This window comes from Pseudoalteromonas sp. T1lg22 (assembly GCF_002964645.1).
Classification (GTDB): Bacteria; Pseudomonadota; Gammaproteobacteria; order Enterobacterales; family Alteromonadaceae; genus Pseudoalteromonas.
This window is the reverse complement of sequence record NZ_PQBY01000027.1, coordinates 69,571-89,609: the sequence shown is the minus strand read 5'-3', so window position 1 is coordinate 89,609 and position 20,039 is coordinate 69,571. Positions and strand designations below refer to the sequence as shown.

Annotated in this window: 20 protein-coding genes; 10 read left to right on the top strand and 10 right to left on the bottom strand. The window is 48.3% G+C overall.

Features of this window, described 5'->3' with window-relative positions:
* Nucleotides 1–6: 6 nt before the first annotated feature.
* Both C2M24_RS14850 and C2M24_RS14845 read right to left on the bottom strand, forming a co-directional pair.
* On the bottom strand, nucleotides 7–1,497 hold the full coding sequence (locus tag C2M24_RS14850) for a CoA-acylating methylmalonate-semialdehyde dehydrogenase (protein ID WP_105199018.1): 1,491 nt from the start codon (nucleotides 1,495–1,497) through the stop codon (nucleotides 7–9).
* A 62-nt stretch (nucleotides 1,498–1,559) separates the two neighbouring features.
* Nucleotides 1,560–2,753, bottom strand: coding sequence for a thiolase family protein (locus tag C2M24_RS14845; RefSeq protein WP_105199019.1), 1,194 nt, complete (start codon nucleotides 2,751–2,753; stop codon nucleotides 1,560–1,562).
* Nucleotides 2,754–3,046: 293 nt separating this feature from the next.
* On the opposite strand from C2M24_RS14845, the gene C2M24_RS14840 reads away from it, so the two are divergent.
* The 9 genes from C2M24_RS14840 to C2M24_RS14800 all read left to right on the top strand — a co-directional run bounded on the left by C2M24_RS14840 (nucleotide 3,047) and on the right by C2M24_RS14800 (nucleotide 14,448).
* Nucleotides 3,047–3,463: a MerR family transcriptional regulator gene (locus C2M24_RS14840; protein WP_105199020.1), complete on the top strand. Its 417-nt coding sequence runs from the start codon at nucleotides 3,047–3,049 to the stop codon at nucleotides 3,461–3,463.
* Between the two features lie 5 nt (nucleotides 3,464–3,468).
* Nucleotides 3,469–4,644, top strand: a complete 1,176-nt coding sequence (locus C2M24_RS14835) for an isovaleryl-CoA dehydrogenase (RefSeq protein WP_105189734.1) — start codon at nucleotides 3,469–3,471, stop codon at nucleotides 4,642–4,644.
* An 8-nt stretch (nucleotides 4,645–4,652) separates the two neighbouring features.
* Nucleotides 4,653–6,260 carry a carboxyl transferase domain-containing protein gene (locus tag C2M24_RS14830; protein ID WP_105215902.1) on the top strand — a complete coding sequence of 536 codons (1,608 nt, stop codon included), beginning with the start codon at nucleotides 4,653–4,655 and terminating at the stop codon, nucleotides 6,258–6,260.
* Nucleotides 6,261–6,268: 8 nt separating this feature from the next.
* A complete protein-coding gene (locus C2M24_RS14825; protein ID WP_105215900.1) occupies nucleotides 6,269–7,045 on the top strand; it encodes an enoyl-CoA hydratase-related protein in 777 nt (258 codons plus the stop codon).
* A gap of 3 nt (nucleotides 7,046–7,048) precedes the next feature.
* The gene (locus C2M24_RS14820; RefSeq protein ID WP_105215898.1) at nucleotides 7,049–9,013 is read left to right on the top strand and encodes an acetyl/propionyl/methylcrotonyl-CoA carboxylase subunit alpha; all 1,965 of its coding nucleotides are present in this window, start codon (nucleotides 7,049–7,051) and stop codon (nucleotides 9,011–9,013) included.
* On the top strand, nucleotides 9,013–9,924 hold the full coding sequence (locus C2M24_RS14815) for a hydroxymethylglutaryl-CoA lyase (protein WP_105215896.1): 912 nt from the start codon (nucleotides 9,013–9,015) through the stop codon (nucleotides 9,922–9,924). The genes C2M24_RS14820 and C2M24_RS14815 overlap by 1 nt, the downstream gene beginning before the upstream one ends.
* Before the next feature lie 18 nt (nucleotides 9,925–9,942).
* Nucleotides 9,943–10,644 (top strand): CoA transferase subunit A, encoded by a 702-nt coding sequence (locus C2M24_RS14810; RefSeq protein WP_105199023.1) that lies wholly within the window; start codon nucleotides 9,943–9,945, stop codon nucleotides 10,642–10,644.
* Nucleotides 10,645–10,654: 10 nt separating this feature from the next.
* Complete coding sequence (locus C2M24_RS14805) at nucleotides 10,655–11,314, top strand: CoA transferase subunit B (RefSeq protein ID WP_105199024.1); 660 nt, start codon at nucleotides 10,655–10,657, stop codon at nucleotides 11,312–11,314.
* Nucleotides 11,315–11,664: 350 nt separating this feature from the next.
* Complete coding sequence (locus C2M24_RS14800) at nucleotides 11,665–14,448, top strand: M16 family metallopeptidase (RefSeq protein WP_105215894.1); 2,784 nt, start codon at nucleotides 11,665–11,667, stop codon at nucleotides 14,446–14,448.
* Nucleotides 14,449–14,863: 415 nt separating this feature from the next.
* On the opposite strand, the gene C2M24_RS14795 is transcribed toward C2M24_RS14800, so the two are convergent.
* From C2M24_RS14795 to C2M24_RS14760, 8 genes are all read right to left on the bottom strand, one after another.
* A complete protein-coding gene (locus C2M24_RS14795; protein WP_105215892.1) occupies nucleotides 14,864–15,571 on the bottom strand; it encodes a DUF6920 family protein in 708 nt (235 codons plus the stop codon).
* Nucleotides 15,572–16,098: 527 nt separating this feature from the next.
* A complete protein-coding gene (locus C2M24_RS14790) occupies nucleotides 16,099–16,545 on the bottom strand; it encodes a hypothetical protein (RefSeq protein WP_105215890.1) in 447 nt (148 codons plus the stop codon).
* Between the two features lie 123 nt (nucleotides 16,546–16,668).
* Nucleotides 16,669–16,887 carry a DUF6500 family protein gene (locus C2M24_RS14785; protein WP_105199027.1) on the bottom strand — a complete coding sequence of 73 codons (219 nt, stop codon included), beginning with the start codon at nucleotides 16,885–16,887 and terminating at the stop codon, nucleotides 16,669–16,671.
* An 82-nt stretch (nucleotides 16,888–16,969) separates the two neighbouring features.
* Nucleotides 16,970–17,239 (bottom strand): hypothetical protein, encoded by a 270-nt coding sequence (locus tag C2M24_RS14780; RefSeq protein ID WP_199775730.1) that lies wholly within the window; start codon nucleotides 17,237–17,239, stop codon nucleotides 16,970–16,972.
* A 281-nt stretch (nucleotides 17,240–17,520) separates the two neighbouring features.
* The gene (locus C2M24_RS14775) at nucleotides 17,521–17,787 is read right to left on the bottom strand and encodes a hypothetical protein (RefSeq protein WP_105215888.1); all 267 of its coding nucleotides are present in this window, start codon (nucleotides 17,785–17,787) and stop codon (nucleotides 17,521–17,523) included.
* Nucleotides 17,788–17,891: 104 nt separating this feature from the next.
* Entirely contained in the window at nucleotides 17,892–18,206 is a 315-nt protein-coding gene (locus tag C2M24_RS14770) for a hypothetical protein (protein WP_105199029.1), read from the bottom strand.
* An 80-nt stretch (nucleotides 18,207–18,286) separates the two neighbouring features.
* The gene (locus tag C2M24_RS14765) at nucleotides 18,287–18,757 is read right to left on the bottom strand and encodes a GNAT family N-acetyltransferase (protein ID WP_105199030.1); all 471 of its coding nucleotides are present in this window, start codon (nucleotides 18,755–18,757) and stop codon (nucleotides 18,287–18,289) included.
* Nucleotides 18,758–18,874: 117 nt separating this feature from the next.
* Nucleotides 18,875–19,204, bottom strand: coding sequence for a hypothetical protein (locus C2M24_RS14760; RefSeq protein WP_105215886.1), 330 nt, complete (start codon nucleotides 19,202–19,204; stop codon nucleotides 18,875–18,877).
* Nucleotides 19,205–19,639: 435 nt separating this feature from the next.
* Between C2M24_RS14760 and C2M24_RS14755 the strand changes: the two genes are divergently transcribed.
* Complete coding sequence (locus C2M24_RS14755; protein WP_105199032.1) at nucleotides 19,640–19,975, top strand: zinc ribbon domain-containing protein YjdM; 336 nt, start codon at nucleotides 19,640–19,642, stop codon at nucleotides 19,973–19,975.
* The last annotated feature ends 64 nt before the right edge of the window (nucleotides 19,976–20,039 follow it).

The window sequence follows — 20,039 nt, the reverse complement described above, 5'->3', positions numbered from 1 at the left end:
AAGAAATTATTTAAGGTGAATACTCATGTTTGGTCCACTTACCACGTCGTCTTCAAACCAACGTGCAGTAATGGTCTTGGTCTCGGTATAGAAACGCACGCCCTGCTTACCATAGGTATGCTGGTCGCCGTAGAACGAGCCCTTCCAACCGGTGAACGAGAAGAATGGCAATGGCACAGGGATTGGCACGTTAACACCAACCTGACCTACTTCAATGTGGTGCTGGAACTTACGTGCCGCAGCGCCGCTGGCGGTAAAGATAGAAGTACCGTTACCGTATGGGTTGTCATTGATTAGGGCAATGGCTTCGTCTAGGGTGTCTACAAACACACAGCACAATACCGGACCGAAGATTTCTTCGCGGTAAATCGCCATCTCAGGCGTGACATTGGTGAACAGCGTAGGTCCAACCCAGTTACCTTCTTCATAGCCTTCAACGGTAAAGTCAGAACCATCAAGCAGACAGTCGGCGCCTTCTTGCTTACCTTGGGCAATTAGCGACAGGATACGTTGCTTCGCGGCGATGGTTGTTTGCGGACCATAGGCTGAGTCAGCTTGGTCCCAAGGACCTGGCTTAACCACACTTAGTGCATCTTTAAGCTCATCAACCCAGTCTTTCGCACTGCCAACGAATACGGCTACCGAAATACCCATACAACGCTGACCGGCAGCACCTACCGATGAACCAACCAGGTTATTGATGACGTTTTGTTTATGCGCATCTGGCATGACGACCATGTGGTTCTTCGCACCCACACAGCATTGCACGCGTTTTAGGTTTGCCGTGCCCTTGTCATAAATGTACTGACCAACACCACAAGAACCTACGAATGAAATCGCACGGATATCCGGATGCTCTAGTAGCTGATCTACCTGACCCTTGGTGCCGTGAACTACCTGCAATACGCCCTTAGGTGCACCGGCCTCTTCGAAAAGCTCTACTAAGCGCATCGGCGTTAGCGGGTCTTGCTCAGACGGCTTCAATACGAAGGTGTTACCGCATACTATAGCCAGTGGGAACATCCACAATGGGATCATCGCCGGGAAGTTAAAGGGTGTTACACCGGCACACACGCCTAATGGCTGAATAAGTGAATAAGTGTCGATATTACGAGCAACGTTCGATACGGTTTCACCCATCATGTTAGAGGGTGCGTTAGCCGCTTGCTCAACCACTTCGATACCACGCCATACATCGCCCTTGGCATCCTCAAAGGTTTTACCAAGCTCATGACAAATAATGGTGGCCAGCTCGTCGTGGTGGTCTTTTAGTAACTGGGCGTAACGCATCATGATACGCGCACGCTCACTTACCGGTACTTCTTTCCAGGTTTGGAAGGCTTCTTTGGCCGAAGCAATGGCCTCAGTTACTTCTGCTTCGGTGGCCATAGGCACTTGTGCAAGTACTTCCTGGTTAGCCGGGTTTACTACGTCTAACCACTGAGATGTTTCAGATTGGCGCATTTCGCCGCCGATATATAATGGTACCTTGTGCATAATACAGGTCTCCCCAAATTGACTGCGCGCCCGGAATTTTAGTTATACGGGCGCTGAAAAAATTAAAGTGCTTCGACTGCCAAGGCCACGGCTTCGCCGCCACCGATACATAAAGAAGCAACACCACGGCGTTTGCCCTGGTTACGCAATGCGTGAATAAGTGTGGTCAGGATACGTGCGCCACTTGCACCGATTGGGTGACCCAGAGCACAGGCACCACCATTGACGTTCACCTTGTCTTTATTCAGACCCATTTCATTAATGGCCAACATGGTTACCATGGCAAAGGCTTCGTTGATTTCCCACAGATCCACGTCATCCGTGCTCCACTCTAGTTTAGCCAGTAGTTTCTCCATGGCGCCCACAGGGGCAATGGTGAATTCCGCTGGTAAACGCGAATGCGTGCTATGACCGCTGATACGGGCGATAGGTGCAAGACCTAATTTCTGTGCCTGCGCATAGCTCATTACTACTAAGGCCGAGGCACCATCAGAAATTGACGATGAGTTAGCCGCAGTAATAGTGCCGTCTTTTTTAAATGCCGGACGAAGTGAAGGAATTTTATCTGGGCGGGCATTACCAGGTTGCTCATCGGTATCAACTACCAGGTCGCCTTTACGCGTGCTGATGGTATGGGCAACAACTTCGTTGCTGAATGCACCGCTGCCGATAGCCTTGTTGGCTTTTTCCAATGACGCTACGGCAAACTCGTCCATTTGCTCACGGGTAATGTCGTATTGATCCGCCGTAGCCTGGGCAAAACAACCCATGGCCAGGTTATCGTACGCATCTTCAAGACCATCCATCATCATATGGTCTTTTACTTCACCGTGACCCATGCGCATGCCGCCACGAGCCTTAGGTAGCATATAAGGCGAGTTAGACATGCTTTCCATGCCACCAGCCACTACGCTGTTTACGCTGCCAGCTTTAATAAGGTCATGCGCCAACATAACAGCTTTAAGACCAGAGCCACACACCTTATTAATGGTGGTCGCACCGGTGTGCTTGTCCATACCAGCCTTAAGCATAGCCTGACGCGCCGGCGCCTGACCCAGACCCGCAGGCAGAACACAGCCCATAATGACTTCATCGATCTCACTTGGGTTAATATTCACACTCTCGAGCGCGCCTTTAATAGCAGTGGCACCAAGTTCGGTGGCACTTGCGCCGCTCAAGGCGCCCATAAAACCGCCCATGGCGGTACGCTTTGCACTGACAATTACAATGTCGTTATCGTTTAACTGTGAGCTCATATTCGGGTCTCCATAATCAATTTCACTTGAGCATACATAAAATTTACGTTTACGCCAACGTCAATTAGACAAGTTTAAACTGTACACTTTGTGAGCTGTAAACTTATCTAACCAGCCTCACCACCCCTGTTAAAACACCCTCACCTTTTTCTCAAGGCCAATAATAACCTGCGCTTGAGCTCATATTTGTGTTTTTGTACCTCTCCTAAAGAGAGTTGAAATCCAGCTTTACCTTTACGTAAACTTCACTTATATTGGTGTTAATATTTTGTAGTAGATAAGACTAAATAACGATGACTGAGCAAAGCCAAAGCCCCAACGAGCAAATGGAACAGACTTTCTCCATCAGCGATCTGGCAAAAGAATTCGATATCACCACCCGCAGTATTCGTTTCTACGAAGACCAGGGACTGATCATGCCACGTCGTAACGGCCAAACCCGCATTTACTCAAAACGCGATAAGGTCCGTTTAAAGCTGATCTTACGAGGCAAACGCTTAGGCTTTAGCCTTGCCGAAACCGGCCGTTTGTTCGAGCTTTACGACGCCGACAAATCCAGCGCCAAACAGTTAGTCACTATGTTAGACCTTATCGAAGAGAAAAAAGCACACTTAATACAGCAAATGGACGACATTAAAGTCGTACTAATGGAACTCGTAACGGCCGAAAAACGCTGCCGTGAAACTCTCTCACATTTACAACAGGATTAATCATCATGAGTACTATCTCTCTATATAAAGAGCTTAACTTTGGCCTAGGCGAAACCGCCGACATGATCCGCGCCCACGTTAATAGCTTTGCCAGTGCCGAGATCGCGCCTTTAGCAGAGCAAACCGATGAACAGAATATGTTTCCTAACGAGCTGTGGACCAAGTTTGGTGATATGGGCCTGTTAGGCATGACGGTTAGCGAGGAGTTCGGCGGTGCCGGTCTGGGTTACCTTGAGCACGTAATTGCCATGGAAGAAATCAGCCGTGCCAGCGCCTCTATTGGTCTGAGCTATGGTGCTCACTCTAACCTGTGTGTAAACCAAATCTTCCGTAACGGTAATGAAGAACAAAAAGCAAAATACCTGCCTAAACTGATCAGCGGTGAGCACATTGGTGCCCTGGCCATGAGTGAGCCAGGTGCGGGTTCTGACGTTGTTTCTATGCGCTTAAAAGCAGAGAAAAAAGGCGACCACTATATCCTTAACGGCAATAAAATGTGGATCACTAACGGTCCGGATGCCCACACCTATGTAATTTACGCCAAAACAGACGCTAACGCCGGCCCTAAAGGCATCACCGCCTTTATCGTTGAACGTGACACCCCGGGATTCACGCAAGCGCAAAAGCTAGACAAACTAGGTATGCGCGGTTCAAACACCTGTGAGCTGGTATTCGAAAACTGTGCGGTTCCAGAAGAAAACATCCTGGGTAACCTAAACGAAGGCGTTAAGGTGTTGATGAGCGGCCTTGATTACGAGCGCGTGGTTCTCTCTGGTGGTTCACTGGGTATCATGCAGGCTTGTATGGATGTGGTTGTGCCTTATATCCATGAGCGTAAGCAATTCGACACGCCCATCGGCCAATTCCAACTTATCCAGGGTAAGATCGCCGACATGTACACGCAAATGAATGCCGCACGTTCATACGTGTACACCGTAGCCCGCGCTTGTGACCGTGGTGAAACCACACGTAAAGATGCCGCTGCGGTTATTCTTTACGCTGCCGAGCTGGCAACCAAGATGGCCCTGGATGCGATTCAAATCCTAGGTGGTAACGGTTATATCAACGAATACCCTACAGGCCGTCTACTGCGCGATGCCAAATTGTATGAAATCGGTGCCGGTACGTCTGAAATTCGTCGTATGTTGATCGGCCGCGAACTGTTCAGCGAAAGCCGCTAAGGTGTTGTATGACCATTCTATCTTCAAGCATAAACCCTAAGGACCCGCAGTTCGCCGTCAATGACGAAGCGATGCGTGCCCTGGTTCAAGACCTGCATGACAAGGCGGCCACCCTGCGCGGTGGCGGCGGCCCTAAATATGTAGAACGTCACCAAAGTCGCGGCAAGTTATTTGTGCGCGACCGTATCGAACACTTGCTCGATGAAGGCTCACCCTTTTTAGAGATTGGCCAGTTCGCCGCGTTTGGCGTGTATGAGCAAGACATTCCCTGTGCCGGCGTTGTCGCCGGTATCGGCCGCGTTCAAGGCGTCGAGTGCATGATAGTGGCTAACGACGCCACGGTTAAGGGCGGTACCTACTTCCCACTGACGGTGAAAAAACACCTGCGTGCCCAGGAAATTGCCGAGCGCTGTCACCTGCCCTGTATTTATCTTGTGGACTCAGGCGGTGCGAACCTGCCGGAACAGGACGAGGTATTCCCAGACAAGCTGCACTTCGGTCGCATCTTCTTTAACCAGGCGCGCATGTCGGCCAAAGGCATAGCGCAAATCGCCGTGGTCATGGGTCTGTGTACCGCAGGCGGTGCCTATGTACCGGCCATGGCCGATGAAAGCATTATCGTTAAAGAGCAAGGCACCATCTTCTTGGCCGGTCCACCGCTGGTTAAAGCGGCCACCGGTGAAGAAGTAAGCGCCGAAGATTTGGGCGGTGCGGATGTGCACTGTAAGGTGTCCGGTGTGGCGGATCACTATGCCGATAACGACGAGCATGCGTTGTCTATCGCCCGTCAGTGTATTGCCCGTTTAAATCATGTGCGCCCACTCGCGCCCGTGTTAAACGAGGTGAAAGCACCGCGTTACGATATTCATGAGCTTTACGGCATTGTCGGCAGCGACCTGAAAAAGAGCTTCGATGTACGCGAAGTTATCGCCCGTATCGTCGATGATTCATCCTTTGATGAATTTAAACGTTACTTTGGTGAGACCCTGGTAACTGGCTTTGCCCATATCTACGGTCACCCGGTTGGTATTGTTGCCAACAATGGCGTGCTCTTTAGCGAGTCGGCGCAAAAAGGTGCTCACTTTATCCAGCTGTGTGCCAAGCGCAACATCCCACTGATTTTCTTACAGAACATCACCGGCTTTATGGTTGGTCAGAAATATGAAGCCGAAGGCATTGCCAAGCACGGCGCCAAAATGGTGACCGCGGTTTCTTGCGCCGAAGTGCCTAAATTTACCGTGTTGATCGGTGGCTCCTACGGCGCCGGTAACTACGGCATGTGTGGTCGCGCCTACGATCCAACCATGATGTGGATGTGGCCTAACGCCCGTATCTCGGTCATGGGTGGTGAGCAAGCCGCCGGCGTACTGGCTCAGGTGAAACAAGATGGTCTTGCCCGTCAGGGTCAATCCATGAGCGATGAGCAAGTGGCCGAGTTTAAAAAGCCCATCGTTGAGCAGTATGAGCGTCAGGGTCACCCCTACTACGCCAGTGCGCGCCTATGGGATGACGGCATTATCGACCCAGCGGATACCCGCTCGGTTCTCGGTTTAGCCCTTGAGGCAGCTGCCAACGCACCACAAAAAGACACCGAGTTCGGTGTGTTTAGAATGTAGGAGGCGCTATGTCAGTTACACTCAATATTAGTAAAAGCCGTATCGCCACACTGACTCTGCAGCGCGTCGAAAAGCACAATGCCTTTGACGATGCGCTAATCAGCGAAATGATCCGCTTAATCGAGCATGCAAGCACACTTGATATTCGTGCCTTGGTGCTTAATAGCGAAGGCAAACACTTCTCCGCGGGTGCCGATCTGAATTGGATGAAATCCATGAAAGACAACTCCTTCGAAGACAACGTCGCCGACTCGCTGGAGCTTGCCAAACTCATGCATGTGCTGCACACCTGCCCGCACCCCACCATTTGTTTGGTGCAAGGCGCAGCCTTTGGTGGAGCCCTGGGTCTAATCGCCAGTTGTGACATTGCTCTTGCCAACCCGACTGCCAAATTCTGTTTGTCAGAGGTAAAACTTGGCCTGATCCCGGCTGTGATCAGCCCGTATGTGATCAAAGCCATCGGCGAGCGCAATGCCAGACGTTACTTCTTAACCGCTGAGGTCTTTAACGCCGATAAAGCGCACGCCATGGGACTGATCCACGAAGTGTGTGAAGACCTGCAAGCGGAATGTGACAAATTCCTCGATATCATTACCGACAATGGCCCCATGGCCGTTAAAGCAGCGAAGAACTTAATTAATGACGTTGCCGGTAAAGACATAGATGCCGACCTGCGCCATTTAACCGCCGAGCGCATTGCCGCCATTCGCGTAAGCGACGAAGGGCAAGCGGGCTTAAACGCGTTTTTCAATAAACAAGCGCCGGCTTGGCAACAACAAGGATAACTCATGCTAAAACGAATTCTTATTGCCAACCGAGGTGAGATCGCCTGTCGCGTTATTCGCAGCGCTAAAATGCTGGGCATGCACACCATTGCCGTCTATTCCGACGCCGATGCCAATGCTCAGCACGTACAAATGGCCGACAGCGCCTACCACATAGGCCCGGCACCGAGTAAGTCGTCTTACTTGGATATGGACAAGCTGTTTGCCGTTGCCGAACAGGCCGGCGCCGACTGCATCCACCCGGGTTATGGCTTCCTCTCTGAAAATGAAGCCTTTGCCGCACAGTGCGAGCAAAAAGGCATTACCTTTATTGGTCCCTACGCCAAAAGCATCGAAGCCATGGGTTCAAAAACCCGCGCCAAAGAGATTATGGCAGGCGCCAACGTGCCTTTGGTACCTGGCTATTACGGTGACAACCAAGACCCGACTTTCCTCAGCGATGAGGCCGATAAAATCGGTTACCCTGTACTTATCAAGGCCGCTTATGGCGGTGGTGGTAAGGGCATGCGCGTCGTACGGGATAAGAAAGACTTTATCAGTGCCCTGGAAGGTGCCAAGCGTGAAGCTATCAGCAGCTTTGGTAATGACCTGGTGTTGATTGAGCGTTATGTCGATAATCCGCGTCACGTGGAAGTACAAGTATTTGCGGATAAACACGGTAACTGCGTGTACTTGGGCGACCGCGACTGCTCATTGCAGCGCCGCCACCAAAAAGTGATTGAAGAAGCCCCTGCTCCCGGTCTGAGTGACGCCATGCGTAAAAGCATGGGTGAAGCGGCGGTACGCTGTGCTCAAGCCATCGATTATGTGGGTGCTGGTACGGTTGAGTTCCTGCTGTGTGGCGAGGAATTCTTCTTTATGGAAATGAATACCCGCTTGCAGGTAGAGCACCCGGTTACCGAAATGGTCACGGGCGTGGACCTGGTGCAATGGCAAATCGCCACTGCCGGTGGTGACACCCTGCCTCTGACCCAAGAGCAAGTAACAATCACAGGTCACAGCTTTGAAGCCCGTTTATACGCCGAAGACCCAAGCGAGCAGTTTATGCCTTCAAGCGGACGTCTGACGCATTTACGCTTCCCTGAGCAAAATGCGAACGTGCGTATTGATACAGGTGTTACCTGTGGAGATGAGATCAGCTCATTCTACGACCCCATGGTTGCCAAGCTGATCGTCAAAGGCGATAACCGAGCGCAGGCGCTGTCACTGTTAGAGCGCTCACTACGTCATACCTATGTCGGCGGCGTTAAAGCCAATACCGGCTTCTTAGTAGCCCTGTGCGAGTCACAGCCGCTGCAAGATGCCACCATGGACACCCACTTTATCGACAATAACTGTGACAGCCTGACTCAGGCGCCACAGGCCGATGTGCATGCGTTAGCCATGGCTGCTTGGGTGTACTATTGTCATCTACAGGGTACCAGCAAGGCCCCGGCTGCAACTTCGCCGTGGCAGAGCCTATCTGGCTTTAAACTAAACTCCATCAACGAGATCACCGTACCGCTGGCGGATCATCAGCTGGTGTTACATGTAACGTCAACCGGTATCAAGGTCGATATCGACGGCCAAGGCCATAGCTTGAGCGGTGAGTATCAAGGTCAAGGTCATTATATTGCCGTGGTCGATGGTCAGCGCCTAAGCGCCGATGCACAAATCGATGACGAAGCACTGAGCATCATGTATCAAGGTGCCCAGTATGACTTTGCCCTGACTTCTAAACATTATGTTGGCGCCGAGCAAAGCGGTGGCGATGCCCTGGCAGCACCTATGAACGGCACTGTGGTTAAACACCTGCTGGATATTGGCACCGAGGTAAAACAAGGCGATGCCATAGTGGTGATGGAAGCCATGAAGATGGAATATACCCTTAATGCGCCATTTGATGGCGTGCTTAGCAGTTATTGCTATGGCGAGGGCGAATTGGTCAGCCATGGTGCCCTGCTTGCTATCGTTGAGGAGCAAGAATAATGGCCTTTGCACAACAGGTGCGTATCGTTGAGGTAGGTGCTCGTGATGGCCTGCAAAACGAGATCAATGTCAGCCTTGAAGACAAGGTGACCTTGATCAACAGCCTGGCCAAGGCGGGATTAAAGCATATTGAGGGCGGTGCTTTTGTATCGCCTAAATGGGTGCCACAAATGGCGGACTCCAGTGCGGTGTTTGCCGCTATTGAGCGCCATGATGATGTGTTGCTCAGTGCCTTGACGCCAAACTTAAAAGGCGCGGAATTGGCATTGGCAGCCGACGTTGGCGAGTTTGCTATTTTCACCGCCGCCAGCGAGGCCTTTACGCAAAAGAACATCAATTGTTCAATCAGTGAAAGCATTGAGCGCTTCCGCCCTGTGGTAGAGCTTGCCAAGGCAAACAACATCAAGGTACGCGGCTATGTCAGCTGCGTTCTGGGTTGCCCTTACCAGGGCGCGGTAGCGCCTGAGCAAGTGCTTGAAGTGTGTAAACAATTGTTGGCTTTGGGCTGCTACGAGGTAAGTCTCGGCGATACCATAGGCGTGGGTACGGCCAATGAGGTTGAGCAATTGCTTGACCTGCTGCTTAAACACCTGGATGCCAGCCAGTTGGCGGTGCATTTCCACGATACCTATGGCCAGGCCATCAGTAATATCTATGCCGCCTTAAAAATGGGCATTAGCACGGTAGACAGTGCGGTTGCAGGCCTTGGTGGCTGCCCTTATGCCAAGGGTGCGTCAGGAAATGTTGCCACCGAAGATGTGGTCTATCTACTGCAAAAGCTTGGCATAGACACAGGAATTGATTTAAAAACACTGGCCCAAGCAGGCGCGACCATTTGTAAGGCGCTAAACAAGCATCCACAGAGCAAGGTGGCCAACGCCATACTTGCCGATTGTGACCAAGAACAATAAACCTAGGAGTGCTTAGACATGTCCGGATTCGATAAAGTAGTAACAAGTTATGCCGACGCCATGGCAGGACTAAAAGACGGCGATACCATTATTGCCGGTGGTTTTGGGCTGTGCGGCATCCCCGAAGGTCTAATTGCCGAGATTAAGCGCATGGGCACCACAGATCTTACCGTGGTTTCAAACAACTGTGGTGTTGATGATTTCGGTTTAGGTGTGCTGCTTCAAGATAAACAAATCAAGAAGGTCATCGCCTCTTATGTGGGTGAAAACGCATTATTTGAAAAGCAGTTGCTTGACGGCGAGCTGGAAGTAGAGCTTACGCCTCAGGGCACACTGGCAGAAAAAATGCGCGCCGGCGGCGCTGGTATCCCAGCATTTTACACCGCCACAGGCTACGGTACGCCAGTTGCCGAAGGTAAAGAAGTAAAAGAATTTGACGGTCGTCCCTATATTCTTGAAGAGTCTGTTACCGGTGAATTTGCCATTGTGAAAGCGTGGAAAGCAGACCGTTACGGTAACCTGGTATTTCGCCACACGGCGATGAACTTCAACCCTATGGCCGCCACTGCCGGTAAGATCACCGTGGCCGAGGTAGAAGAAATCGTTGAGCCGGGTGAATTAGAGCCAAGCCAAATTCACACCCCGGGCATTTATGTAAACCGCGTTATCAAGGGCAACTTTGAAAAACGCATTGAACGCGTTACCACACGTAAAGCCTAAGGAGATTAAAATGTCATTAAACCGTGAACAAATTGCTCAACGTGTTGCCAAAGAATTGGCCGACGGCTATTACGTGAACCTGGGTATCGGTATCCCTACTCTGGTTGCTAACTATGTACCAGAAGGCATTGAAGTCATGCTGCAGTCGGAAAACGGCCTGCTGGGTATGGGTCCTTACCCAACCGAAGACGAGCTTGATGCAGACATGATCAATGCGGGTAAAGAAACCGTTACAGCAGCTAAGGGTGCAGCAATTTTTAATAGTGCCGATAGCTTTGCCATGATCCGTGGTGGTCATGTAGACTTGACCGTCTTAGGTGCATTTGAAGTTGATCAGCACGGCAATATTGCCTCGTGGATGATCCCGAAGAAGTTAATTAAAGGCATGGGCGGCGCAATGGACTTGGTTGCCGGCGCGAAGAACATTATCGTTACCATGACCCATGCCAGTAAACACGGCGATTCTAAGTTACTAGAAGAATGCTCACTGCCTCTTACCGGCGTGAATTGTGTGAAGAAAATAGTAACAGACTTGGCCGTGTTAGAAGTCAAAGACGGCGCTTTCCATTTGCTAGAGCGCGCCCCGGGTGTTAGTGTTGATGAAATCATCAGTAAAACAGCGGGTAAACTCATCGTCGAAGGCGATGTACCAGAAATGAGCTTTGACTAACGGATAGCTTGGGAGCCCTCCCATAGCATACCCGTAAATGTACCGTCCTCATTCCCAGTGCTAGTTGGCACTGTGTTACCCAAAACCCCTCTTTTGAGGGGTTTTTTTTCGCCACTATTACGCATAATTTAGCCATTAAACATTTACTTACATATTTTTTACGGCAGATTATCGCGTTCAATTTAACCGTTCCGAATATAGTGGTAGATTAGCGGTGGATAATACCAATTCTGTTATGTATGTGATCAGATATAGCGGTGGATAAATCATGATATTTAGCCCGTTAGAATAATTAGCTATTTAAGTGAATTGGTATAAATAGGACACCAACAATTTTAATAAGGATCTCCATGAATAAGATGACCCTCAGTGCCCTTAGCGTGGCAGTGATGATTTCCCTTAGCGGCTGCTCGGCCACCAGCGATACGCAAACCTCAGCAAAGCAACAAGTTGCACAAAATGCCGCTAACCTGCCTTTCGTTGATATCAAATATGATTCATTTACCCTGGATAACGGCCTTAAGGTTATCGTCCACACCGACCGCAAGGCTCCTATCGTTGCGGTCAATGTTTGGTATGACGTGGGTGCTAAAAATGAAAATGTTGGCAAAACGGGTTTCGCCCATTTGTTTGAACACCTGATGTTTAATGGCACAGAGAACTACGACGACGAATATTTCGGTCCCTTTGAGCGTGCCGGTGCCACAGAGCAAAACGGTACCACCAACTCAGACAGAACCAACTACTTCCAAAACGTGCCTACCCCAGCAATCGATATGGCACTGTGGATGGAATCTGAGCGTATGGGTCATCTGCTTGGTGCCATTACCCAAGAAAAACTCGATGAGCAACGCGGCGTAGTACAAAACGAAAAGCGCCAAGGTGAAAGCCAGCCTTACGGCAGCATGTGGGACAATATCTGGAGCAACACCTTCCCTCAAGGTCACCCTTATTCCTGGTCTGTGATCGGCTCCATGGAAGACTTGAACGCGGCGTCACTAGACGACGTACACCAGTGGTTTAAAGACTACTACGGCCCGAATAACGCGGTACTTGTGCTTGCCGGTGATATAGATGTTGACACGGCAAAAGAAAAAGTTGCTAAGTACTTTGGCGATATTAAGCCGGGTAAACCCGTTGCCAAGCTAGAAAAATGGATCGCCAAACGTGACGAGCAAACCCGTTTAGTAATGCAAGACCGCGTGCCGGCATCACGTATCCTCAAGGTTTGGAACACGGCGGAAAAAGGCAGTGTGGAAGGCGAATACTTGTCGCTACTGAGCGATGTGCTCGCCGGTGGCAAGAACTCACGCCTTTACCAGCGTCTGGTGTATAAGGAGCAACTGGCTTCAAGCGTCTTTGCTTTTAACTATCAACGCACCCTTGCCGGTCAGTTAATGATAGGCGCCGATGCCCTTGATAAAGCCAATATCGATAAGATTGAACAGATCATCGATGAAGAGGTAGCCCGTATTATCGCCGAAGGTCCAACGGCCGCAGAGCTAAGCCGCATTAAATTTGCCAATGCCGCTGGCTGGGTAAAGAATGTGGAAGGCGTGGGTGGCTTTGGCGGTAAGTCAGATGTATTAGCGTCCGGCGCCGTTTACCATAACGACCCTACCTATTATAAAGAGGCCTTTGCCATTACCGCCAATGCAACACCGAGCGATATCCAAATGGTGGCAAGCAAATGGTTAAGCAGCGGTGACTTTGTGCTGACCGTTCACCCCTTTGCCGAGCTGAGCGCCAGCGAGCAAGGTGTGGATCGCAGCACAGGTGTACCAAGCGCCGGCGAGGTCCCTGCCCTTGATTTGCCAAGCGTTGACACCTTTACCCTAAGCAATGGCTTAGAAGTGGTACTGGCTAAACGCAGCGACACCCCGGTTATCAACATACGTTTAGACTTTGCCGGCGGTACCGCAACCGACGCCAATGATAAGCCTGGCGTTGCCAACTTTGCCGCCAACATGCTTGATGAAGGCGCAGGCTCGCGCGATGCACTGCAACTGGCCGCCGAGCTCGAATCTTTAGGTGCGTCTATCTCGGCCAATGCCGGATTGGATAAAACCTCGGTGATGATGTCGGCCATGACCACCAACTGGCAGCCAAGCCTGGCACTGTTTGCCGATGTACTACAAAAGCCACGCTTCGCTGACAGCGATATAGAGCGTGTGCGTAAGCTGCTGCTTCAAGGTATTAAGCAAGAAAAAGCAAGCCCAAGCTCCAATGCCCTGCGCGTTTTACCGCCGCTGCTATACGGCGAAAACCACCCTTACGGTAAGCCGCTAACCGGCTCAGGCACGGAGCAATCGGTAGCGCAAATCAGTCGTGATGACTTATTAGCCTTTACTTCGACCTGGTTACGTCCGGATCTGGGCCGTTTAGTCGTGGTTGGTGATATCGATCAGGCCGAACTACAAACATCCTTGGAAACGGCTTTGGCAAGCTGGGAAAAACCACAAACAGCGGCACCGAAACTTGATATCGCCGATGTGGCCATTCCTGAAAAAGCACGGGTCTTTGTATTGAACAAGCCTGAGTCGCCGCAATCCTTGATCATCTCTGGCCTATTGGGTCCAAACAGCCAATCATTAAGTGCTCAGGATGAAGTGACCCTGGATATGATGAACACCATCATAGGCGGCAGCTTCACCTCGCGCATGAATATGAACCTGCGTGAAGACAAGGGTTGGTCGTATGGCGCGCGCACCATTTTAATGGATACCAAGGCGCAAAGCCCCTTCTTCGTTTACGCCCCGGTACAAACCGATAAAACTAAAGAGTCAATTCAAGAGATCTTGAAAGAGCTTAACGCTTATATTGGCAATAAACCGGCAACCGATGAAGAGCTGGCCAAGGTGGTATCGAATAAAACCGCTAAACTACCTGGTCGTTATGAGAAGAAGTGGTCGCTGCTTAACTCGCTAGCGGATGCCTACAGCAAAGACCGTGACGTAAACTATCTGGAAAATTACGCCGAGCTGGTTCGCAAGCCAGATACAAACACCCTGGCCGCCGAGGCGAAGAAGGTAATTAAACCTGAGCAACTGACCTGGGTGATCGTCGGTGATGTCGCCAAGATCAAAGAGCAAATCGAAAGCTTGAACCTAGGTGAAGTAACTTACCTGGATTAAGCTCTGAGTTTAATCTTAAAAAAACTAAGCCCCTGCCTGTGCAGGGGCTTTTTTATGGGTCACTTATCTCGCTCTAAAAGTAGCTGCAGATTCCAGACTACCTCCCACACATGACCATCGAGAACCTGAAAATAGCCAGCGTAACCACCCCAGAAAGGCTCGGTAGCTGCTGTTACAATATTGGCACCAGCCTACTCAGCTTGCGATATTACTTCATCAACTTCAGACCGGGACATTACATTCTGGCCGACTGAGAACTCATGATCGCCGGGGCTCATCAAGGGCATGCCTGTATCATGTGCAACACTGCGTCTTAGCCAAAGCGTCAATTAAATACCCATTCTGTTTTCGACTATAGCTGGTTTGGCGGCTGCAACAATGGCCAGTAAGTAAACTTCTGAGGCTGGATTCTTCCCTAGCCTTTGCGCACCTCTTGCTGATCTTCCCCTGAAACTCTAAACACCTTGATAGAGACGATTTCCCCCTGCCAATATTCAAATGGCCCGTCGGGCGTGTCCCATCTAACAGTTGCTCTTCGTGGGAGCCGCATACCTGCGATTTCTAGATACTCTTCAAATACCCCGACCCAAGGTTGGCGTCCGATACCCTCACGCACACGCGTCTCACTGCGCGAACACATGATATCGCCCTGAGCATCGAAGATCAGATCAACATAGGTCTGTTCATTAGCAAACCAAACACGAACTGTATCTTCCTCTAACTCTTTAAAGTTCAAAGTGGAATTTTCAAAAAAAGCATAGGGACACCATGGCAGCTCAGCCAGATAACGCTGAATCTCACCTTGATCTATGCTCGGGCCCTGTGCACTGGCTACTGGAATAACTCCCCAGAGCTTGACCCCTAACTTACCTCGCTGGCTCTGGTACGCATCTAACACTTTGACCCAAAGAAATGGAGCGAGCTTAACGCGTGCCGTCCACTCGAACTCCACGGCTTTCGCCGAAATAACTTGGGTGGCCTGAAACGGAGCCCAGGGCTTATCCGGCTGCAATCTCATCCGCCCCTTTTGCGTAAGCTGCACAGCAAGCACGCCTGCGGACTCGCCGGTAGTGTTTCTACCGGCGAATTTTAAAACTTTTTCTGGAAGCTGAAATTGAGTCATGGGGGCCAGACGCTCTTTTAAAGGGCAAGCAAAGCTTGCCACCTAGCTTAGGCTATACCTAAACCATTACCCCCTAAACATGAAAAATCAAGAATGGATGAAAATGCAGGGCGCTGCGAATCACATTTAAACGCCCTGACAAAATTAGCTTTTAGCCATATAACTTGGATTACCAGCTAAAAAGCTAGTATTGTCAAAGCTTGGTTTCCCGCATCTTAGCGCACCGTCTAACCTTGTTAAGCGCTGAAATTCAGCAGTAAGAAACAGCTTTATATGACAGTGGAGGTCTTGAGATTCATGTCTAAATACTGCAACCAAATTGTCCGGGCTTCCAGCGTCTTCATACACCTGGGCTAGGCGACATTGATATGCGCTTAATATCGGTTGTGATAGCAGCGCATCACCCAGGTTCACAACCAGCCATTCACATTTTGCAGTCATAATATGCTGCCCAGTATTACCCTAAGCAGAAAAGTCATAACTGGCTGATATGTTAAGCGAAGTAAAATAAAGCGAAGGATTGTTCGTTATTGAATGGCCTTGTTATGTTTCTCGGCGAATTCTTGCAAAAGCACTGAGTATGCTGATTGCTTCTCAATGGTTTCACCATTTTCAATAACTTGGTAAGTATCATAAAGCCCGCCATGTGCATTTAGATAATCAATAACTTCAAGGTAAAAAGACTCTATAAGCTCCTTATCTCTGCTGTTTGTTGGTAGTTCAAGTTGAATTCCAACTATAGCAACCTTTGCAAATAAGTTACTTCGTAACGTACTTATAGCGCCATCGGTATCTTTTTCCTGTTCAAGTTTTTTTAAGGCATAAAGAAAAAAACGGCCATTATCCACATGCTCTTTCGTATATGACGCACCATTCATTTGAAATGTCATTACAGCCCCACTAAATAGGCCTGCTACAAAAACTAAAATAACAAAGAGACCAATGCCAACCCAGGTTGAAAATTTAGACTTCATCGAATTTTCCTTAAAATAGAAGACTGACAATAAACACCATACAATGCTTGATTAAAATTTTTCAAGCACAAATAAAACAAATAATTATTCCACCGCATCTAGAATTTAAATTTTCTGTGCCGATTACAAGCCATTTTTGATCATTTCTTTTATCTTCTTGGCTTTAACGAAATGATCTAATTTATGTGTTTGTATCCACCAAGTTGCTGCTTCCATAAGCTCCTCAGGATTATCATTCTTATTCTTAAAAAATGCGTAAAAGGACAATCCAACTTGGTCACCTTTCGAAGCGATTTTCTTATCACAGATCTCAATTATTCTAGCTCTTAATTCTTGCCTCATTGAGTAAAATACAAACCTCTAAATCTGAAAGAAAAGCAACACCAGCCTAACACGCCGCATGTTGACTCATTTGCACACCTTGTTAGTTTTGAGCGTCCAAAGCTCGTTTTAAAGCTTCAGCATTTTTGCAGCCAATATAAACATATTTGCCATTACGCAGCTTTAACTTTAACGCCGTTCCTACCGATGCATTATACAACCAGCCATCACTCAGCATTCTGATACCTATACCTTGATACCACTTACTGTGATAAAGCGAGGCTTCCACAATGTCTGCCACAGCCAATTTTTTACGCCAAAAGCCAAACCTGAAATACCAGCTCAATACCTTACCCTTGAGTTCAATAGTCATTGAATAGAACAGAAGAGCAATCAAGCTGTTTATAGATAGCGCAACTAATGTTCCGTAATTATTACCGGAAACAAAACGATATAAACACTGACTATAATTAATATAATCAGCAATACCTTATTAAACTCCCTGCTATAGAACATAAATAACATTCCTTGATAGAGCTAACGCCGTAATAAATAGCGCAAATAGCAGGCTATAATTGGCGACGAAGGAGAGCAAGCCATGCGTTTTGCGTCCATATAATTATTGACTTGTTATATGAATTTAAACCCAAAATACTATGAAAGTGTTGCGACAAATAAGACCACAAAAAACAAAATTACACATATAGCTAGAATATTTCCGATGATTGCCAGCGGCTTTGGCAATTTTGTAAATGAACCACCTGCCAGAAAATATCTTTTTGGATTGGAATTGACTAATCCAACCAGCTCATCTTTTTGGTGTTTATCAAGCTGAGAGAAATCTTTATTAACTTTTCGCGAATGACGAACCGCTTTTAATAAGATAAAACCAACGATTATTACGATGACGATTTCAATCATACTCAAAATTCATATAACGCTTCGCTAATTGGCTGCCGCAGCGCAGCGTAGGCAATCCCGTGAAGGCCACGCTTTTTGTGGCCGAAACGACATTTAGCAATTTGTTATATGTTTTTGCATTTGCTTTGTTCCTGGTTGCCACTTGCTTTTAGGTGAACGTCTTTAACCGAGGGGTTGGCATTTGCAAGTGCTATATAAACCTCAGCAACCATAACTGGGCCGGCACAATAATCAATGTCTAACGTTACCAATGAAAACCTTAGTTGTTTCAGCTTGCCTTCTAATTCTGCTGAGTTCAGCTCTTCATCCGAGCTGTTGATTGAATAGCTGGTTTCCTTTACAAAAATCGTGACTGACTCATCGGCAAGTACTTTGCCACTGATTACCAAAAGAAACACTAAAACCAGAATGTAACGCATAAATCCTCCAAAACGTTGGTCTTCCCCATCAAAAGTAAACCCAAAATGCCAAGCGTTGGGAATCAGCCTTAAACGCTTTGTTAGCAATCAAACTTTAATACCATTGGAATATCAACCATTCCTTGCTGATTTCTGATGCCTTCTGTTCGTTTAAAACCAAAACGCAAATATACGTTTTCCGCATTTACCGCAGAGTTGACTGTAAAGGCACCGCTATTCCCGTTTTTTATTGCTTTTTCTTTAATCGTTTCCCACAGTTTTCGGGAAAGTCCGTTACCTTGAAAATTATCGTCTACGAATAGATGATACAAATGTGAGTTGTCTCGAACCCCCGCCACACCAACCACTTCATTATTCTCGGTTACCGCGACAACATAGTCATAGTTTGTAGACAGATATTTTTCGATATTTTCCTTTGACATTGAATCAAGCAAAATACTGTGTACAGTCGCATCACAAGTTGGGCAAACATATTTGTTTGTTAAGGGTAAAATCAATTCACTGATTGACTTCGCATCACTAATTTCTGCATTTCTGATATTGATGCTCATTATTTATCCTGATTGCTAACGCCCAGCACACGGGCGGCTGAAATGAAGCGAAGCGTAATGTAAGCCGTCCGGCCCGGCGCTTTTTGCCGGGCTAACGTGCTGCTGCTTGTTAGGCATTTACCCTCCGAGCCTTGCCGCCATATTGTGCAATGGTGAATATGCAATAAAAAGCACTACACAAAACACCACAAGTAGCGCACCCGATTTTTTACTTTGCACCGAGCCTTTTATGAATAGCGCGACCGCAAGAATAACTGAGGCCGCCATAAGTAAAAGAAAGAGGCAGCCTAGCAAAAACTCGATAATGTCTGAGATTCCGTACGGCGCATCTGGCTCTATATACATGCCCGCATAAATATAAGCACGAAAGTAAAGCATGAACACAAACAACAAAAATGTAAGCGCTCCAAGCCAAATGCTTGATTTCGTACCTTTGCTCAGGATCATAGATGCCTAACAGCTTATTAGTGCGAATTCCCGGTTAAGGAAGTTATCCACAGCAAGGGTAACTCTCACTAATAAAGATTTTATTTAATAATAACACCAAGTTATCAGGTATTTTTCTCACACGCAATCAAGAAAAAGTCATAAAAAACGAGCCTTCACTGGCTCGCTATGCAATTTATTTTTTTAATAAATATCAGATACCTATATTTCATTGGCACATAAACGAGCCATTTTTTTCATTACATAACGTGCCAAAACAAGCACCTACTAACTCACAGGGATCACTCATTCCCGTTAAGATTCGCGCTTTCGATCTCGGCTTGATATGTAATTATTACTGCGGCCTTAATTCAGCGCCTATTTTCACTGCGCGCTCGATCCCTGTGCTGAGAAGTTTTATTATTGGCGTACAGTAAACTAAAGAGCCCGAGCATTATGGCCCACCCAGCTTGTTTAAATTGTAATTCCCCCTATGTGTACCAAGATCAAAATCAGCTTATTTGCCCCGAGTGTGGCTATGAGTGGGACCCGGCTCAACTGGCCGAAGAAGAGCTTATCACCGCCAAGGATGCCAACGGCACCGAACTGAATGCCGGCGACAAGGTGACGCTGGCTAAAGACCTTAAGGTCAAAGGTAGCTCCATGATTATGAAAATAGGCACCAAGGCGCAGATCCGCAGCATCAAAGACAGCAAAGACCACGAACTGGATTGTAAGGTTGATGGCGTCGGCGAAATGATGATCACCGCCAAGTTTGTTAAAAAAGCCTAATCAAGGTTAATCATCGCCTCTTTGCGGCTGGCCTTTCCTGCCAGCCTTTAACACCCCCCTAGTC

Excerpts from the sequence above, each read along its gene's own strand:
- C2M24_RS14850 (WP_105199018.1), bottom strand. The coding sequence starts at position 1,497 with ATGCACAAGGTACCATTATATATCGGCGGCGAAATGCGCCAATCTGAA.
- C2M24_RS14845 (WP_105199019.1), bottom strand. The coding sequence starts at position 2,753 with ATGAGCTCACAGTTAAACGATAACGACATTGTAATTGTCAGTGCAAAG.
- C2M24_RS14840 (WP_105199020.1), top strand. The coding sequence starts at position 3,047 with ATGACTGAGCAAAGCCAAAGCCCCAACGAGCAAATGGAACAGACTTTC.
- C2M24_RS14835 (WP_105189734.1), top strand. The coding sequence starts at position 3,469 with ATGAGTACTATCTCTCTATATAAAGAGCTTAACTTTGGCCTAGGCGAA.
- C2M24_RS14830 (WP_105215902.1), top strand. The coding sequence starts at position 4,653 with ATGACCATTCTATCTTCAAGCATAAACCCTAAGGACCCGCAGTTCGCC.
- C2M24_RS14825 (WP_105215900.1), top strand. The coding sequence starts at position 6,269 with ATGTCAGTTACACTCAATATTAGTAAAAGCCGTATCGCCACACTGACT.
- C2M24_RS14820 (WP_105215898.1), top strand. The coding sequence starts at position 7,049 with ATGCTAAAACGAATTCTTATTGCCAACCGAGGTGAGATCGCCTGTCGC.
- C2M24_RS14815 (WP_105215896.1), top strand. The coding sequence starts at position 9,013 with ATGGCCTTTGCACAACAGGTGCGTATCGTTGAGGTAGGTGCTCGTGAT.
- C2M24_RS14810 (WP_105199023.1), top strand. The coding sequence starts at position 9,943 with ATGTCCGGATTCGATAAAGTAGTAACAAGTTATGCCGACGCCATGGCA.
- C2M24_RS14805 (WP_105199024.1), top strand. The coding sequence starts at position 10,655 with ATGTCATTAAACCGTGAACAAATTGCTCAACGTGTTGCCAAAGAATTG.
- C2M24_RS14800 (WP_105215894.1), top strand. The coding sequence starts at position 11,665 with ATGAATAAGATGACCCTCAGTGCCCTTAGCGTGGCAGTGATGATTTCC.
- C2M24_RS14795 (WP_105215892.1), bottom strand. The coding sequence starts at position 15,571 with ATGACTCAATTTCAGCTTCCAGAAAAAGTTTTAAAATTCGCCGGTAGA.
- C2M24_RS14790 (WP_105215890.1), bottom strand. The coding sequence starts at position 16,545 with ATGAAGTCTAAATTTTCAACCTGGGTTGGCATTGGTCTCTTTGTTATT.
- C2M24_RS14785 (WP_105199027.1), bottom strand. The coding sequence starts at position 16,887 with ATGAGGCAAGAATTAAGAGCTAGAATAATTGAGATCTGTGATAAGAAA.
- C2M24_RS14780 (WP_199775730.1), bottom strand. The coding sequence starts at position 17,239 with ATGACTATTGAACTCAAGGGTAAGGTATTGAGCTGGTATTTCAGGTTT.
- C2M24_RS14775 (WP_105215888.1), bottom strand. The coding sequence starts at position 17,787 with ATGATTGAAATCGTCATCGTAATAATCGTTGGTTTTATCTTATTAAAA.
- C2M24_RS14770 (WP_105199029.1), bottom strand. The coding sequence starts at position 18,206 with ATGCGTTACATTCTGGTTTTAGTGTTTCTTTTGGTAATCAGTGGCAAA.
- C2M24_RS14765 (WP_105199030.1), bottom strand. The coding sequence starts at position 18,757 with ATGAGCATCAATATCAGAAATGCAGAAATTAGTGATGCGAAGTCAATC.
- C2M24_RS14760 (WP_105215886.1), bottom strand. The coding sequence starts at position 19,204 with ATGATCCTGAGCAAAGGTACGAAATCAAGCATTTGGCTTGGAGCGCTT.
- C2M24_RS14755 (WP_105199032.1), top strand. The coding sequence starts at position 19,640 with ATGGCCCACCCAGCTTGTTTAAATTGTAATTCCCCCTATGTGTACCAA.